At 68.0% G+C, this 17,448-nt stretch carries 13 protein-coding genes; 5 read left to right on the top strand and 8 right to left on the bottom strand.

The features are described 5' to 3' along the window. Positions 1-18 precede the first annotated feature (18 nt). Together dnaJ and N7L95_RS24045 are read left to right on the top strand one after the other, a co-directional pair. Entirely contained in the window at positions 19-1,158 is a 1,140-nt protein-coding gene (gene dnaJ / locus N7L95_RS24050) for a molecular chaperone DnaJ (RefSeq protein ID WP_301257765.1), read from the top strand. Positions 1,159-1,912: 754 nt separating this feature from the next. Then, on the top strand, positions 1,913-2,863 hold the full coding sequence (locus tag N7L95_RS24045; protein ID WP_301257764.1) for an IS481 family transposase: 951 nt from the start codon (positions 1,913-1,915) through the stop codon (positions 2,861-2,863). A gap of 49 nt (positions 2,864-2,912) precedes the next feature. On the opposite strand, the gene N7L95_RS24040 is transcribed toward N7L95_RS24045, so the two are convergent. Both N7L95_RS24040 and N7L95_RS24035 read right to left on the bottom strand, forming a co-directional pair. Continuing rightward, positions 2,913-3,524: a DUF4166 domain-containing protein gene (locus N7L95_RS24040; RefSeq protein ID WP_301257763.1), complete on the bottom strand. Its 612-nt coding sequence runs from the start codon at positions 3,522-3,524 to the stop codon at positions 2,913-2,915. Further along, positions 3,524-4,618, bottom strand: coding sequence for a PA0069 family radical SAM protein (locus tag N7L95_RS24035; RefSeq protein WP_301257762.1), 1,095 nt, complete (start codon positions 4,616-4,618; stop codon positions 3,524-3,526). Before N7L95_RS24035 ends, N7L95_RS24040 begins: the two co-directional genes overlap by 1 nt. Before the next feature lie 132 nt (positions 4,619-4,750). Between N7L95_RS24035 and N7L95_RS24030 the strand changes: the two genes are divergently transcribed. Continuing rightward, positions 4,751-5,020: a YdeI/OmpD-associated family protein gene (locus tag N7L95_RS24030; protein WP_301257761.1), complete on the top strand. Its 270-nt coding sequence runs from the start codon at positions 4,751-4,753 to the stop codon at positions 5,018-5,020. A 186-nt stretch (positions 5,021-5,206) separates the two neighbouring features. On the opposite strand, the gene N7L95_RS24025 is transcribed toward N7L95_RS24030, so the two are convergent. The 4 genes from N7L95_RS24025 to N7L95_RS24010 all read right to left on the bottom strand — a co-directional run bounded on the left by N7L95_RS24025 (position 5,207) and on the right by N7L95_RS24010 (position 9,864). Further along, a complete protein-coding gene (locus N7L95_RS24025; RefSeq protein ID WP_301257760.1) occupies positions 5,207-6,163 on the bottom strand; it encodes an NAD(P)H-dependent flavin oxidoreductase in 957 nt (318 codons plus the stop codon). 101 nt (positions 6,164-6,264) lie between these two features. Beyond that, positions 6,265-8,070: an acyl-CoA dehydrogenase gene (locus N7L95_RS24020; RefSeq protein ID WP_301257759.1), complete on the bottom strand. Its 1,806-nt coding sequence runs from the start codon at positions 8,068-8,070 to the stop codon at positions 6,265-6,267. 98 nt (positions 8,071-8,168) lie between these two features. Then, positions 8,169-9,101, bottom strand: coding sequence for an electron transfer flavoprotein subunit alpha/FixB family protein (locus tag N7L95_RS24015; protein ID WP_301257758.1), 933 nt, complete (start codon positions 9,099-9,101; stop codon positions 8,169-8,171). A gap of 13 nt (positions 9,102-9,114) precedes the next feature. Next, positions 9,115-9,864, bottom strand: coding sequence for an electron transfer flavoprotein subunit beta/FixA family protein (locus N7L95_RS24010; protein WP_301257757.1), 750 nt, complete (start codon positions 9,862-9,864; stop codon positions 9,115-9,117). Positions 9,865-10,332: 468 nt separating this feature from the next. Between N7L95_RS24010 and murI the strand changes: the two genes are divergently transcribed. Next, positions 10,333-11,145, top strand: a complete 813-nt coding sequence (gene murI / locus N7L95_RS24005) for a glutamate racemase (RefSeq protein ID WP_301257756.1) — start codon at positions 10,333-10,335, stop codon at positions 11,143-11,145. Between the two features lie 3 nt (positions 11,146-11,148). On the opposite strand, the gene N7L95_RS24000 is transcribed toward murI, so the two are convergent. Further along, entirely contained in the window at positions 11,149-12,522 is a 1,374-nt protein-coding gene (locus N7L95_RS24000) for an MFS transporter (protein ID WP_363324882.1), read from the bottom strand. A gap of 235 nt (positions 12,523-12,757) precedes the next feature. Here N7L95_RS24000 and N7L95_RS23995 point away from each other — a divergent pair, with 235 nt between their 5' ends. Continuing rightward, positions 12,758-15,337: a PEP-CTERM sorting domain-containing protein gene (locus N7L95_RS23995; RefSeq protein WP_301257754.1), complete on the top strand. Its 2,580-nt coding sequence runs from the start codon at positions 12,758-12,760 to the stop codon at positions 15,335-15,337. Between the two features lie 91 nt (positions 15,338-15,428). On the opposite strand, the gene N7L95_RS23990 is transcribed toward N7L95_RS23995, so the two are convergent. Next, positions 15,429-17,429, bottom strand: a complete 2,001-nt coding sequence (locus tag N7L95_RS23990) for a hypothetical protein (protein WP_301257753.1) — start codon at positions 17,427-17,429, stop codon at positions 15,429-15,431. Positions 17,430-17,448 lie beyond the last annotated feature (19 nt).

The raw sequence follows: 17,448 nt of genomic DNA, 5'->3' as shown, positions 1-17,448 counted from the left end.
TTCCGGACAGAGAACATCATGGCAAAGCGTGACTACTACGAGGTCCTGGGCGTTGCGAAGAACGCCTCCGACGACGACATCAAGAAGGCCTACCGCAAGCTGGCAATGAAGTACCACCCGGATCGCAACCAGGGTGATGCGGCCAAGGAAGCGGAGGAGAAATTCAAGGAGGCCAAGGAGGCCTACGAGATGCTCTCCGAGCCGAAGAAACGCGCGGCCTATGACCAGTACGGGCATGCCGGCGTCGACCCGAACATGGGCGGGCGCGGTGGCGCGGAGGGCTTCGGCGGCTTCGCCGAGGCCTTCGGCGACATCTTCGGCGATATCTTCGGCGGCCAGGCCGGCGGCCGGCGCGGCGGTGGCGGACCGCAGGTCTACCGCGGCGGCGACTTGTCCTACGCGATGGAAATCACGCTGGAGGAAGCCGCCAACGGCAAGGAAGCGCAGCTGCGCATCCCGAGCTGGGAAGAGTGCGACACCTGCCACGGCAGCGGCGCCAAGCCCGGCACCAGCGCCAAGACCTGCCCGACCTGCGCAGGCTCGGGCACCGTGCACCTGCGCCAGGGCTTCTTCAGCATCCAGCAGACCTGCCCGCACTGCCACGGCAGCGGCAAGATCATCCCCGAGCCCTGCACCACCTGCAGCGGCCAGGGCAAGATCAAGAAGACCAAGACGCTGGAGGTCAAGATCCCGGCCGGCATCGACGAAGGCATGCGCATCCGCTCGGCGGGCAACGGCGAGCCGGGCACCAACGGCGGGCCGCCGGGGGACCTCTACATCGAGATCCGGCTGAAGAAGCACGAGATTTTTGAGCGGGACGGCGACGACCTGCACTGCAACGTGCCGGTGGGCATGGTGACGGCGGCGCTGGGCGGCAGCATCGAGGTGCCGACCCTGGGCGGCGCGGCCGAGATCGAACTGCCGGAAGGCACCCAGCACGGCAAGACCTTCCGCCTGCGGGGCAAGGGCATCAAGGGCGTGCGCTCAGCCTACCCGGGCGACCTGTACTGCCACATCGCGGTGGAAACGCCGGTCAAGCTCACCGAGCACCAGCGCAAGCTGCTGAAGGAGCTGGACGAGTCGTTTAAGAAGGGGGGCGACCGACATTCGCCGAACGCCAAGACCTGGACGGACCGGGTGAAAGACCTGTTCAAGTAAAACCGGACGGGCCTGGCTCGCGGGCCAGGCCCCTGCCGCTGAAGCCACCCACCGGGTGGCTTTTTTCTTGCCCCGAGCCCGGGGCGTCCGGCACATGGCACACCCAGGCTGCCCGGGGGCCACGCTCCCCGGCAGCCAGCGGCAGGAATGCTCAGGCCGCTGGCGTCACTGAACAGCGCCGCCTGCACCGCCCCGCTGCTGCGGCCACCACCGGTCAGGACGATTTTTTCAGCGCCGATCAGGCGCGATGCAAGGCGGAGTTCGGGCGCTGTTCGGTGCCAAAGTCACAGCAGACCCGAGGTGCTGCCGTCGCCGGCACAGCGACGCCTTCTGAGGCATCAGGCGATGACGTTCTACGTTCAGGCGTCGGGGCATTGGGGCATTCGGACTCAGGGCGCCACAGCCACAGCCCACAGCCCACAGCCCACAGCCCCAGCCCCAGCCCTAGCCCCAGCCCTAGCCCCAGCCCTAGCCCTAGCCCTAGCCCCAGCCCTAGCCCTAGCCCCAGCCCTAGCCCCAGCCCTAGTCCCAGCCCTAGTCCCAGTCCTAGTCCCAGTCCCAGTCCCAGTCCCAGTCCCAGTCCCAGTCCCAGTCCCAGTCCCAGTCCCAGTCCCAGTCCCAGTCCCAGTCCCAGTCCTAGTCCTAGCCCTAGCCCTAGTTGTGAAGCTTCAATAGGTTGTATCTGTGGTTCACCCGGACTGAGTCTGGGAGACTGGAAGTCGCCAAACACCCAGCACTTCCAGGAAACAGCCGGATGAACACCCATAAGAATGCCCGACTTGCGTTCGCCCGTCGTCTCGAAATGGTTCTTGACATGACCGATCGGGGCCTCAAGCCAGCAGAAGCGGCGTTGCGCCACGGCGTCACACCGCCCACGGCGCGCAAGTGGCTGGGGCGCTACCTGGCAGAGGGACAGGCCGCGTTGGGCGATGCGTCTTCCAGACCCAAGCACTCGCCTCGCGCGATCGAGCCCGGCAAGGCGTTGCTCATCGTCGAGTTGCGGCGGCGCCGGATGATCCAGTCAAGAATCGCCAACACCGTGGGAGTGTCGGAGGCGACGGTCAGCCGCGTGCTGGCTCGTGCAGGACTGTCCAAGCTGTCGGACTTGGAGCCGCGAGAGCCGGTGCAGCGCTACGAGCATGCAGAGGCAGGGGACTTGCTGCACATCGACACCAAGAAGCTCGGGCGCATCGAACGGCCCGGCCATCGTGTCACGGGCAACCGCAAGGACTCCGTTGAGGGCGCCGGCTGGGAATTCCTGTTCGTGGCGGTGGATGACCACGCGCGGGTCGCCTTCACCGCCATGCATCCCGACGAGCGCGGGCAAAGCGCTGTGCAGTTCTTGCGCGACGCCGTGGCTTACTACAACCGCCTGGGTGTGACGATCAAGCGCTTGCTGACCGACAACGGCTCGGCATTCCGATCCAAGCCCTTTAGACACGCTTGTCAACAGCTGGGCATCACTCAGAAGTTCACCCGAGCGTACCGCCCGCAAACCAACGGCAAGGCCGAGCGATTCATCCAGTCGGCCCTCCGTGAGTGGGCCTACGGCTGGACCTACCAGAACTCCGAGCAGCGACGCCAGGCGCTTCACCGCTGGCAACACCACTACAACTGGCACCGTCCACATCACGGCATCGGCCGCGTTGCACCCATCTCCCGCCTTCCTCCGCCAAGAAACAACGTCTTGACAGTTCACACCTAGTCCTAGCCCTAGCCCTTGGCCTCGAAGCCTGGGTCTTCAGGCTCACGGTTCACGGCTTATCGATGGCCTCATCCACCGGCCGCGTCGCCGCCATCGCATCGCCCGCCGGCATCGCGTCCAGCTGCCCAGCGTATTGCAGCAGGAGACCGAGACCGGGCATCGAGAAGCGCACGAAAAACTGGTAGCGCCCGTCAACCACCAGCTTGCCTGCATGCACCCGTGGCATCAGCCAGCGCGGCAACGGCAGTGGCCCCAGCCGGGCGCCGCGCACCTGCCAATGCCAGCCGCCTTCGGGTGTGGCGACATCGAGCAGCAAGGTCAGCGCACCGGTCTTCTCGCGCCAGTGCCCCGATGGCGATTGCCCGACCGGCTCGAACACCGACAACAGCACCGGCCCATCGCCGAAACGGCGCGACCATTGCAGGCCGTGCTCGTCATGCCGCAGGTCCACCCGCAGGCGACAGCGATCCTGGTCGAGCGGAATGCCCAACTTGCGTTGCAGGCGCGCGCCGAGCCAGCCGGCCAGGCCCCGGCCGCGGGTGAGCTCGACCTCGCCTTCAAGCCGGCCGTCATGACGGTGCAGCGCCTGCAGCAACGGATGCAGCTCGCTGAAACGAGCGCCGAACCAGCGCTCCACCGTGTTGGGCATGACGGCAACCATCAGAACAGCACCCCTTGCCCGCCCCGCTGCGGCGGTTTGAAGGCCGAGAGATCCAGCGGCCGGATCGTGCGCGTCAAGCCATGGCGGGCCACCGCCTTTTCGATACGCTGGCGAATCAGCCCGGCCCACAATCCGGCGCCTTTCATGCGCGACGCAAAATCGGCCTTGTAGTCCTGCCCGCCGTGCATCTCACGCACGCGCGCCATCACGCGCTCGGCCCGGTCGGGGAAATGCTGCGTCAGCCACTGCTGGAAGAGCGGGTTCACCTCCCAGGGCAGGCGCAGCACGGTGTAGTGGATGGAGCCGGCGCCGGCCTCCGCAGCGGCTTCCACCAGGCGTTCGATCTCGGGCTCGTTGATGAAGGGAATGACCGGCGCAATGTTGACTCCCACCGGCACGCCGGCCTCGGCCAGCCGCCGCACGGTCTGGAAGCGGCGCAGCGGCGATGCGGCACGCGGCTCCAACACCCGGCACAGCGCCGGGTCCAGCGTGGTGATGCTGATCGAGACCCAGGCCCGGCCCGCCTGCGCGGCAGGGGCGATGAGGTCCAGGTCGCGCTCGACGCCCGAGGATTTGGAGATGATGGTGAACGGATGACTGCAGCCCGCCAGCACCTCCAGCACGGCTCGCGTCAGGCGCAGCTTGCGTTCGACGGGCTGATAGGCGTCGGTCGCGGAGCCGATGTTGATCGCTGACGGCCGGTAGGACGGCCGCGCCAGCTCGGCCTCCAGCCGCTCCGCCGCGTTGACCTTGGCGACGATGCGGGTCTCGAAATCCAGCCCCGGCGAGAGATTGAGGTAGCTGTGGGTGGGGCGGGCATAGCAGTAGATGCAGCCATGCTCGCAGCCACGGTAGGGATTGATGGACAGCTCGAAGGGAATGTCCGGTGAGTCGTTGGCGGACAGCAGCGACCGAACCCGTTCCTCGATCACGAACGTGGTGGGCGGCAGTTGCTCTTCGCTCGCGGCCTGCTCCAGCGTGCCCCAGCCGTCGTCGAAGCCCTCCCGCTCCGCCTTTTCAAAGCGGTGCGCGATGCGCAAGGCCGTGCCTCGCCCCTTCAGGGCGGCGGCGGGCGGATGAAGGTCGGACACCATGAGGAGGGATTGAATCACTGTATGCACGTACAGTATATTCCTCCCATGCACTGCTGCCAAGAGAGCCCCAAACGCTACGGCCCGCCTGGCTCGCGGCCGCCGCCACCCGCACTCGCCAAGGAAGTCGTCCCGATGAATCCCGCCGCCTCGTCGCTCACCCGTGCCCTGCACCCCATGCCTGGCTTCGTGGAAGATGCGCTGGAGTTGCGCGGCCTGATGGCCGCCTACCAGGCGCGTCCGCCCTATCAGCGAAACGACTACCTCGGATGGATCCTGCGGGCCAAGACCGACGACGCCCAGCTTCGGCGACTCGAGCAAATGCTCGCGGAACTGGAGCATGGCGCGCTCTACATGAAGATGCGATGGCGCCCGCGCGCACCGGCCGCGAAGAAGAAGCGGTGAGGCGGCCGGTGGCTGGTGTGCCGCAAGCACGGCTCGGCCACCGGCTGCGGGGCCGTCGAGGCGGCGAATGCAGCAGGCCGGAACAACGGTCCGGCCCGTCGAGCGCTGCCCGCGCGGGGCGGCCAGCGCGCCGGGCCCGGCTGCCCGGCATTGGGGCGACGGCCTGGCAGCCGTCGCCGGCTGGCGTCAAGCCGCGCAGAGTTGCTGCTTGGCCGCCAGGTATTCGGAGCGCAGGCGCTCCACCAGTTCGCGGGCCGGCACGACCTGCTTGATGGTGCCGATGCCCTGCCCGCAGCCCCAGATGTCCTTCCAGGCCTTCTTGGCGTTTTCGCCGCCGAAGTTCATCGCGCTCGGGTCGCTCTCGGGCAGCTTGTCCGGGTCGAGGCCCGCGTTGACGATGGACCCCCGCAGGTAGTTGCCGTGCACGCCGGTGAAGAGGTTGGAGTAGACGATGTCCTGGCTGCTGCTCTCGGTGATCATCTGCTTGTAGCCCTCGGCGGCGCGCGCCTCCTCGGTGGCGATGAAAGCCGAGCCCACGTAGGCGAAGTCCGCCCCCATGGCCTGTGCCGCCAGCACCGAGCGGCCGCTGGCGATGGCGCCGGACAGCGCCAGCGGGCCGTCGAACCACTCGCGGATTTCCTGCACCAGCGCGAAGGGGCTGGTGGTGCCCGCATGCCCGCCGGCACCGGCCGCCACCGCGATCAGGCCGTCGGCGCCCTTCTCGATGGCCTTGCGCGCGAAGGTATTGTTGATGATGTCGTGCAACACCACGCCGCCGTAGCTGTGCACCGCCTGGTTCACCTCGGGCCGTGCGCCGAGCGAGGTGATGATGACTGGCACCTTGTACTTCACGCAAAGCGCCAGGTCCTGCTCCAGCCGGTCATTGGACTTGTGCACGATCTGGTTGATCGCGAAAGGAGCGGCCGGGCGGTCCGGATGCGCCCGGTCGTGGGCCGCCAGCGTCTCGGTGATCTCGGCCAGCCACTCGTCGAGCTGCGACGCGGGCCGGGCATTGAGCGCCGGCATCGAGCCGACCACGCCGGCCTTGCACTGCTCGATCACGAGCTTGGGATTGCTGATGATGAACAGCGGCGAGCCGATGACGGGCAGCGGCAGGTTCTGCAGGACGGTAGGCAAGGGCACGAGGTTCTCCCTGGTAAGACACGGCTGCCAGGCAGCCGGCGGATTCGAATGACAGGCGGGCCGGCGCCGGGCCGCCTCGGCGGCAGCCCGGCGCCGGAGGATCAGAACGCCTCCAGCGCGAGCGCGGTGACGCTGTCCGCGCCTTCAATGATGCTGTCGCGCTGGCCCGGCACGCGAGCCAGCAGGTGCTCGGCATAGAAGCGCGCGGTGGCGATCTTGGCCTGCATGAAGGCGGCGTCCTGGCCGGCCGCAAGCCGCTCCTCGGCCACCAGCAGGGCACGCGCCAGTTGCCAGCCAGCCACCAGATTGCCGGCCAGCATCAGGTAGGGCACGCTGCCGGCGAACACCGCATTGGGCTTGGCCTTGGTGTTGGCGGCGACGAATTCCACCACCTGCACGAAAGCCTCGCGGGCCGCGCGCAGCCGCTTGAGCGTGGCGTGCGCATCGGCGCTGTCGCGCTTTGCCAGCTCGGCCTCGGTGGCCTCGATCAGGCGCGCCACCGCCTTGGCGGTCTGTCCGCCGTCGCGGGCGGTCTTGCGGCCGACCAGGTCATTGGCCTGGATGGCGGTGGTGCCCTCGTAGATGGTCAGGATCTTGGCATCGCGGTAGTACTGCGCCGCACCGGTTTCCTCGATGAAGCCCATGCCGCCGTGCACCTGCACGCCGAGGCTGGTCACCTCCAGGCTCATCTCGGTGCTGTAGCCCTTCACCAGCGGCACCAGGAACTCGTAGAAGGCCTGGTTCTGCTTGCGCACCTCGGCATCCGGATGGTGGTGCGCCACGTCATAGGCCGACGCAGCCACGATGGCCATGGCGCGGCAGCCCTCGTTGCTCGCGCGCATGGTCATCAGCATGCGCTTGACGTCCGGGTGGTGGATGATGGGCGCCGAGCCGGGCAGCGAGCCGTCCACCGGCCGCGACTGCACCCGCTCGCGCGCGTACTGCACCGCCTTCTGGTAAGCCCGCTCGGCCACCGCAATGCCCTGCACGCCCACCGCGAAGCGGGCCGCGTTCATCATGATGAACATGTACTCCAGGCCGCGGTTCTCCTCGCCCACCAGGTAGCCGATGGCACCAGGGCCGACCTCGCCCTTGTCGTCGCCGTAGACCAGCACCGCGGTCGGGCTGGCCTTGATGCCCATCTTGTGTTCGATCGACGCGCAGTACACGTCGTTGCGCTTGCCCAGCGAGCCGTCGGCGTTGACCAGGAACTTCGGCACCAAGAACAGCGAGATGCCCTTCACGCCCTCGGGCGCGTTCGGCGTGCGGGCCAGCACCAGGTGGACGATGTTGTCCGCCATGTCATGCTCGCCGAAAGTGATGAAGATCTTCTGGCCGCTGATGCGCCAGCTGCCATCGCCCTGCGGCACCGCCTTGCTGCGCACCAGCGCCAGGTCGGAGCCGGCCTGCGGCTCGGTCAGGTTCATCGTGCCGGTCCACTCGCCGGAGATCATGCGCGGCAGGTAGAGCTTCTGCTGCTCCGGGGTGCCGGCGGTCAGCAGCGCCTCGATGGCACCGTCGGTCAGCAGCGGGCACAGCGCGAAGCTGAGGTTGGCACTGTTGAGGATCTCGACGCAGGCGGCGCCGATGGTCTTGGGCAGGCCCTGGCCGTCGAACTCCGCCGGATGCTGCAGGCCCTGCCAACCGCCTTCGCCGAACTGCTTGAAAGCCTCCTTGAAGCCCGGCGCCGTGCTCACCTCGCCGTTCTTCCAGCCGCCCGGGTTCTTGTCGCCCTCGAAGTTCAGCGGCGCCACCACCCCTTCGTTGAAACGGGCGCATTCTTCGAGCACCGCCTGGGCCGTTTCCAGGCCGGCGTCCTCGAAACCCGGCAGCTTGGCCACATCTTCGAGGCCGGCCAGCTCCTGCATGCAGAACAGCATGTCCTTGACGGGGGCTTGGTAAGTCATGGCGTTTCCTTGGATCTGAGATGCGAAATGGAAAAACGGGCGGAAAAAAACCCGTTGCCCATCGAGCGGGCGAACGGGTTCGGCTGCATCGCGGTGGATTACAGCGCTTTGACGAGTTCCGGCACGGCCGTGAAGATGTCGGCCTCCAGGCCGTAGTCGGCCACGCTGAAGATCGGCGCTTCGGGATCCTTGTTGATCGCGACGATCACCTTCGAATCCTTCATGCCGGCCAGGTGCTGGATGGCGCCCGAGATGCCGGCCGCGATGTACAGCTGCGGCGCGACGATCTTGCCGGTCTGGCCCACCTGCCAGTCGTTCGGCGCATAGCCAGCATCGACCGCGGCACGGCTGGCGCCGAGGGCGGCGCCCAGCTTGTCGGCCAGCGGGGTCAGCAGTTCGGTGAACTTGTCGCTGGAGCCGAGCGCACGGCCGCCGGAGACGATGATCTTGGCGCCGGTCAGCTCGGGGCGGTCGCTCTTGGTCACTTCACGGCCGACGAAGGCCGAGGTGCCCGCATCGCCCACCGCCGCGATGGACTCCACGGCGGCCGAGCCGCCGCTGGCTGCCGCCGCGTCGAAGCCGGTCGTGCGCACGGTGATGACCTTCACCTTGTCGGCGCTCTGCACCGTGGCGATGGCATTGCCGGCGTAGATCGGGCGCTCGAAGGTGTCCGGGCTGTCGACCTTGGTGATGTCGGAGATCTGCGCTACATCGAGCTTGGCCGCCACGCGCGGGGCCACGTTCTTGCCGGCCGCGGTGGAGGGGAACAGGATGTGGCTGTAGTTGCCGGCCACCGCCAGCACCTGGGCGGCGACGTTCTCGGCCAGGCCTTCGGCCAGCGGCGCGCCGTCGGCATGCAGCACCTTGGACACGCCGGCGATCTGCGCGGCGGCCTGGGCCGCGGCAGCGGCATTGGCACCGGCCACCAGCACGTGCACCTCGCCGCCGCACTGCGCGGCTGCGGTCACGGTGTTGAAGGTGGCGCCCTTGAGGGAGTTGTTGTCGTGTTCAGCAATAACGAGTGCAGTCATCATCCACTCCTTCTCAGATCACCTTGGCTTCGTTCTTCAGCTTCGCGACCAGGGTCGCGACGTCGGGCACCTTCACGCCGGCACCGCGCTTGGGCGGCTCGGAGACCTTCAGCGTCTTGATGCGCGGGGCCACGTCAACGCCGAGGTCGGCCGGCTTCACCGTGTCGAGCTGCTTCTTCTTCGCCTTCATGATGTTGGGCAGCGTGACGTAGCGCGGCTCGTTCAGGCGCAGGTCGGTGGTGATGACCGCGGGCAGCTTGAGCTTGATCGTCTCCAGGCCGCCGTCGACCTCGCGGGTGACCACGGCATGGCCGTCGGCCACTTCCACCTTCGAGGCGAAGGTGGCCTGGGGCAGGTCCAGCAGCGCAGCCAGCATCTGGCCGGTCTGGTTGCAGTCATCGTCGATGGCCTGCTTGCCGAGGATGATCAGGTCGGGCTTTTCCTTCTCGACCAGCGCCTTCAGCAGCTTGGCCACGGCCAGCGGCTGCAGCTCCTCGGCGGTCTCGACCAGGATGCCGCGGTCGGCACCGATGGCCATCGCCGTGCGCAGCGTTTCCTGGCACTGCGCCACACCGCAGGACACAGCCACCACTTCGGTCAGGGCGCCCTTTTCCTTCAGGCGGGTCGCCTCTTCGACGGCGATCTCGTCGAAGGGGTTCATGCTCATCTTGACGTTGGCGACGTCCACCCCAGTGCCGTCGGACTTCACGCGAACCTTCACGTTGTAGTCCACGACGCGCTTGACCGGAACCAGTGCCTTCATGCGACGATCTCCTTTGATTGACGTAAACGTAACTCGGGATTCTATGTTGCGGTGCACTCGTCAGGCTGCCGCGCAAGTGACTCGGAAACCCGGGGTGGGGGGAAACCGCGCCGAAAAAAAACGAACGGTCGTTCTATTCTAGTCGAAGCCGGGGGGCCTTCGTCCAGCCCCTTTTCAGCTTTCCCGGCGAAAGCGGGACGCCGGCAGGTCCGACGCGGCGGGCCGGCGGCGCGAGCGCGCCGGGCGGCCAGCCGGCCCGGAAAGCGGCCGCTTTGCTGGGCAGCGCGGAGGGATCGGGCGGCACGCCGGGCAGCCGCACTAGGTGCGGCACGCCGGGCAGGCGGGCGGGCCGGCCCTTCCCTGTGGCTGCCGCCATTGCATCCCGGGCGGCGCGCCGCTCGTTGCGGGGATCGGCGGGCGCGAGGCCACGCTGCTAGACTGCCGCGGCCTCAGACCCCTGCATCGACGATGTCCACCTCTTCCGTTCCCCCGCCGCTGGTCGGCGTTTTCGATTCCGGCGTCGGCGGCCTTTCGGTGCTGCGCGCCCTGCACCGCCACCTGCCGGGCGCCGCCCTGCTCTACGTCGCCGATTCGGGCCATGCGCCGTATGGCGAGCGCGACCCGGCCTACGTGGTGCACCGCGCCTGCTACATCACCGAATTCCTGCGCGGGCGTGGAGCGCGGGTGGTGGTGGTGGCCTGCAACACCGCCACGGTGGCGGCCATCCACCAGCTTCGGGAACGCTGGCCCGACACCGCCTTCGTCGGCGTGGAGCCGGGGCTCAAGCCCGCGGTCGCGCTGAGCCGCAACGGCAGGGTCGGTGTGGTGGCCACCGCCGCCACGCTGCAGAGCGCCAAGTTCCAGGCGCTGCTGTCCACCTACCGCGAGCAGTCGCAGGTGCATCTGCAGCCCTGTCCGGGGCTGGCGCACGCCATCGAGCAAGGCGAGCTGGAGTCGGCCCAGGTGCGCGAGCTGGTGCAGCGCTATTGCGCCCCGCTGCGAGCCGCCGGGGTGGACACGGTGGTGCTGGGCTGCACGCACTATCCCTTCGTGGCCCCGTTGTTCGCGGCCGAGCTGGGCGCGGGCGTCCAGCTGATCGACACGGCCGAGCCCGTCGCACGGCAGACCGTCACCCAGGTCTTGAAGACGCATGGCGACCTGCCGGCCGCCAGCGCGCCCGGGCTGGTGCAGGCCTGCACCAGCGGTGACCCGGCCGTGCTGCAGCGCATCGCCGGCCACTGGCTCGACTTTCCGGTGGCGGTGACCGCCCTGCCCGGCTGACGCTCAGGCGGCGAGCGCCGCGGCGCGACCGCGTGCCACGTCCACCGGCCTGAGCAGCGCCAGGCCGGCCAGGAAGAACAGCGCCGTGGCGCCAAATGCCAATCGGTGGTTGCCGCCGCTGGCCCAGGACACCAGCCCGTAGGTGACCGGGCCGATCAGCGCCGCGAGCCGCACCGCGAAGGTCCACAGGCCATAGAACTCCGCCAGCCGCGCGGGTGGCGCGAACACGCCGGCCAGCGCCCGCCCGGCGGACTGGCTGGCACCCATGCACAGGCCGGCGATCACGGCGGCCACCCAGAACAGTGGCGCCGAGGTGGCGGCCACCGCCAGTGCGGTCATGACGATCCAGCCCAGCAGTGTCAGGGCCAGCGCGCGCTTGTGCCCGGCTCGGTCCTGCAGGTAACCGAAGCCGAAGGCCCCCACGGCCGAGGCGATGTTGACGCCGAAGACCAGCGCCATGGTGTCGGTCTGCTGGAATCCCAGCACCTGCTCGGCATAGACGGCCGCCAATGCAATGACCACCGCAATGCCGGCCTGGTAGCTGGCCGTGCAGGCCAGCAGCCAGCTGAAGTCGCGGTAGCGGCGGGCATGGCGCAGCGTCTGGGCCAGCTGCCGCAGCGAGGCGGCCATGCCGACAGCGCCTGTCGGCGCCGCCTGCGCCACCGCCCGCTCCTTTAACAGGGCGAAGGTGGCCAGCGCAGCCAGGCCGTACACCACCGCGGTGATGACCAGGGTCACCGGCACGAACTCGGTGGCCGGCTGGCCTTGCCCCTGGGCCCAGAGCACGTAGGCCAGGCTGAGGCCGAGCGCGAGCATGCCGCCGAAGTAGCCGAAGCTCCAGCCCCAACCCGACACGCGGCCGAGCGCATCGGCCCGCGCCAGCTCCGGCAGGAAGGAGGCGATCAGCGACTCGCCATAGGCATAGAAGCAGTTGGACAGGATGACGGCCACCACGGCCCAGCCGACATCGCCCCGCCCTGCCAGCGCGAGCGCCAGCGTAGTGGCCACGCAGCCCGCGGTGGTGAAGGCCAGCAGGCGCTTCTTGGCCGCGCGCAGGTCCGCCCAGGCGCCGAGCGTCGGCATGGTGAGCATCACGATCAGGCAGGAGGCCGCGAGCGACGCCGTCCAGGCCAGCGTGGCCCACTGCGCGTTGCCGGCCACCACGGCGACGAAGTAGGCGTTGAACACCGCCGTGAGCACCACCGTGGTGTAGCCGGAGTTGGCGAAGTCGTACATCGCCCAGCCGAACACCTCGCGCTTGCGCACGCCATCGTTGAGGGCCGATTGAGGGAACCAGGGCATCGTTCTCGTCTCCTTGCCGGCCGGGGCCGGGTGGCGGCGATGATGCCAGAGGGTCGCGACGGCCAGGGACAACATCGCAAGCCCCGGCAGGCGGCCGGTGCGGCGGGCCCCGGTGTGGGTGGCATTGCAGCCTTGAAGCGCTTGTTTCACACCTTCACTGACGGGCGATCGCGGCGCTGGAAAGCTCGCCAACAGGCGCACTGACCGTCGCCGGCTTCGGCGCCAGCGGGCCGCGCCATTCTCATCCCCTCTCGGAGGATCTATGTGGTTGTTGTTGTCCCCGAAGTCGTGCCTGCCATCGATATCGCGGTTGGCGGCCCTTGCCCTCGCGGCCCCTGCCGCCCTCGCCCCGGTCCAGGCGGCCGACCGGACGTGGAGCGGTGGCGCCGGACCTGACGCCCCGTACTGGGATCTTGAATCCAACTGGCTCGATGGCCCGCCGCTGGACAGCAGCGACCATGCCTGGCTGCAGCGGTGGGATTCCTGGCTGCGCCAGGGCAGCTTCAGGGCGGCTTCGGTGAGCGGCAGCGGTCGGCTCACCATGAGCGGCGGCATGTTGAGCCTGGGCGGCGGATCCTCCCGCCTCGGCCATCTGGACCTGCGCGGCGGCGAGTTGACGGCCAGTGCCGCCAGCACGCTTACCCTCGACCGACTGAGCTGGACCGACGGCCAGCTCGGCAGCTCCGCCCTGCCCGCGCCACCGGCCCGGCTGAAGGTGGTCGTGAACGGTCGAGCCGAACTCGGCGGCACGTCGCGGCTGCGGGGAGGCAGCAGCCTGGACCTGGAGCTCAACGGCACCACCATCTGGACCGGCAGCTCCCTGCAGCCCCTGTACTCGTCCAGCCTGCGTATCGGCGCCCGCGGCACCTTTCATGACGCAGCCTCGCCACACCGCTTTCGCGGCCTAGACACCGCCTTCTCCAGCCTGACGAACGATGGGCACTACCTGAAGACCGGGGCGCATCGAACCACCATCGCGACCGACTGGTATGCCTTTCAGAACCACGGCACGCTGACGGTCAGGGAAGGCCAGTTGCAGATCGACCGGTATCCCAACGGCAGCTTCTCCAGCAACGGCACGATCCATGTCGACGGCGGCACGTTCACGATCGAACGCGACAAGAACGACATGCCCAGCCTGATCGACGGCAAGGTCACGGTCCATCGTGGCGCCCTGCATGTCGGCCGGGTGCTGGGCTCGGCACGCTGGCAGATCGGCGCTGGCGGCCTTGCGTCGATGAGCATCGGCAACACCTTCGCAGGCACCATCCGCAACCAGGGTACGCTGCAACTGAGCGGAGCCGTGTTCGACGTGGCGCGCCTGGACAGCACGCGCGGCCGCCTGGAGGTGGTGGGCGGGAACATGTTGAATGTCAGGGGCAACCTGAACGTGGCCGGGTTGCGTATTGCGGAATCGCTGCCACAACCCAGCTCCGAGCCCATCTACAGCGTGTTGACGCTGGACGGCGCGCTGACGGTCGGCGACCTGGACTGGCAGGACGGCAGGCTCGACGTCACCGGCCCGGTACGCGTGCGCGGCCACGCGCGGCTGCGCGATGGGGCGGGCCATGACCCCGATGGCGAGCGCGACTACTTCTACGGCAAGCGCATCGACACCACCATGGAATTCCTGGGCCGGGTCGACTGGGAGGGCAATCTGGCGAACGTCGATGGCCGCGGCACCATCGTCATTGCGCCGGGCGCCCTGTTCTCGGACCAGAACGACAACGGCACGTCGGTCGGCCCCGATGGCGAGCGCGTCAGCCGGATTCAGGTGGCGCGCATGGAGATGAACGGCCGCTACCTGAAGACCGGCGTCGCCGCCACCGAGATCGGAGGCGTTTTTAACAACCGGGGGAAGGTGCAGGTCACCAATGGCAGCGGCCGGCTGCGCTTCACGGGGGCGCTGGACAACGCCGGCCAGCTCGAAGCGGTGCGGTCGCGCATCCAGGTCGATGGCTCGCTGAAGCAGTGGGACGCCGAGTCAAGACGGCTCACCGGCGGCTACATCGCTCGCGACGGCACCATCGCGCTCAACCTCGGCCAGCAGGGCGGGCTGCCCGCGCTCATCGGGGACAACGGGGGCACCATCGTGCTGGACGGGCGCGGCGCCGAGCTGGCCAGCCTGGTCCAAGGGCAGGCGAGGAACGCCTTGCAGGCGCTGGTCGTCAACAGCGGCGAGATCCGCCTGCAACACCGTGCCAGCCTGGCCACGCAAGGCTCGTTGACGAACCGGGGGGTGCTGCGCCTGGAAGACGGCGACACGCTCTGGGAGGTGAAAGGCGACAGCCGGGACCCGAAGCGCGGCTACCTTCAGCAAGGCGCCGACAGCGCCACCTGGGTGGACGGCACGCTGGACGCCCGGCGGCTGGAGTTCGAGCAGGGCCGGCTGGGGGCCGGCGGCGAGCAGACGGTGGGCACGGCGCGCCTTCGCGGTGACGTCAGCTTGGGCGACCACAGCCTGCTGGACGTCGACATCGCCAGCCTGGGCCGCCATGACCGCCTCCTGATCGACGGCACGGTCAGCTTCGGGGGCAGCTTGCAGGTCGATTTCCTCGGCACGCCGGTGCTGGGCAGCTACAAGGTGGTGGACGGCTGGCGCCTGGGCTTGGGCACCTTCGAGCATGTGTGGAGCAACCTCGACAGCGCCTTGTACCGGCTCGACGTGAGCTATGGCCATGATGGGCTGACGCTCACCGTGGCGTCTGCCAGCCCGGTGCCGGAGCCGGGTAGCTGGGCCTTGATGGGGCTGGGGCTCGCTGCCATGGTGAGGGCCGGCCGGCGTCGCAGGCGGCTGGGATGCGGCCGTGCCCCGTGCTTGATGCCCGCCCTGGGGGCGGCCGGTGAGCACCTCTGCACGGGCGCCGTGCACGCTTGCACTGTTGCCTAGGAGCAAGGCGGCGACTGCCGCCCTTCGTTGGGCACCCGGCTGCGCCACGGGCCGGCCATCCGGCCCGTGGCTGCACGCCAAGCTGGTGGCGTCAGGTGGTGGTGTTGTCGAAGAAGTAGTCGCTGCCTGGATGGAACGCCGGCACGGCACCCGGCAGGTCAATGCGCCACTTGTTGCACCACATGGGGACAGTGATCGGCACGCTCTCCAGGCCACGATTGCCGTGCACCTTGAGCGGGAAGGTGTAGTACAGGTGTGGCCGCCCTTCCCCCTCGACCGTCCAATCTGTGTAGGACCTGCAGTCCACCAACAGCGGCAGCCCGTTGAGCCGGTTGCCCACGATGCTGCCGTGCGTCACCGGGGCCAAGCACGTCTCGTAGGCCCCCTTCGCCGTGCGTGTACGGCGCTCTTCGCCTCCCTGCAGACGCTCCACCATGTCCTTCGGGTTGAAGCCGGCAACATGGCACACCGCGATGCCGTCGCGGCCGTCGCGGACCGGACCTGCAGGTCGAATGTCGTTGTTGTTGATCGAGAAGCCGACGCCGGCGCCCCACAGCACGATCCCGGCCACCGTATGGTCGGTGATGCGGTCCACGTCGATGACGTTGCGGCTGATCTCGAAGTCCGCCGCGATCGCGCAGACGGTGACCCAGTCGCCGTCCGGCACAGCTTCGTTCAGGTCCTCCTGCGTCAGCTCGTTCGGACGCACGCCGGCTTCGGTGCGCTTGCGCAAGCGGTTCTCCTCGAACCCCGGGCTCCTCAGCGCAAATCCCACCACCCGTGTGTCGCCGACAGAGGTGCAGTCATAGATCTGCGCGTACTTGCCCTGCAGGCGGCCCTCCAGCCACATGATGCAATAGCCTCGGTACAAGGATCTGGAGGGGTGCTTTGGATCACCCGTAGGCTGGGGAATGATGTTCACAACCGGATTGGAAATGCCGGGGTGCCGGTCCGTGAACTCATAGCGGCTCCAGATCAACAGCTTGGGCTGTTCCGGCCCATCAACGATCCCGCGCTTAGTAGCCCCGATGCGCCCTACCAGCAGATGGTCGATCACCGGATGCCGCTCGGTATCGGTGGGATAGGCGTCGTAGCTGATCGACTCCTCGGCGACATTGCGAATGCGGTTGTAGCGGATGCGGGTGCCGAAGTGTGATTGGTGGCGGGCCCGCGACTCGGCCGCAGCCGCGCTCGGGTTGATCACCCCACGCACGGCGTTGATGATGCCGGTCTTGCCACCGAAGATGTAGTTGTGGTCGAAATGGTTGTCGAAGCCGCCGTTGAAGTGCACGGTGCTGGCGACAATTTCGTCGCACCAGTTGTAGCTGAAGCGGGAGTTGCGCAGGTCGTGAGCATAGAGGCAGTATTGCGCTTTGCCGATGTGGTTCCACTGCATGTCCAGCTCGTTGTGCAGCGAGTCCCAGCTCAGCGGCAACATCCGCACCGCGGTCTGCAGCCTGTCCTTATTGCATTCGAACGTATTGAACTTGACCACGAGCCTGGAATAGACGCCCTGCACGGTCGTTTGCACGAAGCGGCAGTTGTAGATGTGCACATGGCTGTTGTTTGCGAACAGCCAGCCACCCCCTTCAAGGATGTGCTGCCCATCCACATTGCCGCAGTAGATCCGCACCGGCCGCTCAGGTGTGCCGACCTCCTTGAGCTCCCACTTCTGGTCGTTGCCCGCAATGCGAGTCCGTTTGCCCGATGCGAGGCGGATGGGCCGGCCCGTGCGCTCGGCCTCGGCGATGGCCGCATTCAGCTTGTCGAGCCCACTGTCGACGTCGATGGGCCCGAGCCGGTCGAGCGTGTCGATCAGCTTCTGCAGTTCCTGCCGGCGGGCGGGCGCCCATTGCCTTTTGAAGTCGCTGAAGACGATGGTGTCCAGCGGGTCCGCGGCAGCAGGCACTGCCGCCGCCGCGGACAGGGCGCTTTCCGAGGCGCCGCCGCTGCTGTCGCCACCACCGCCGCATCCGGCGAGCAAGGCGCTGGATGCGGTCGTCAACATCCAGCCGCGCCGGCTCGGTGACCAGCGCGCGGACGACTGCGACAGCAACTCGGTCAGGGCCTTGATCCGTTCAATCCGGGACATGCACATCCTCCTAAGTTTG

Origin of the sequence: Eleftheria terrae, from assembly GCF_030419005.1 — a bacterium.
GTDB lineage: Bacteria > Pseudomonadota > Gammaproteobacteria > Burkholderiales > Burkholderiaceae_C > Caldimonas > Caldimonas terrae.
This window is presented reverse-complemented; position numbering and strand designations above follow the sequence as displayed.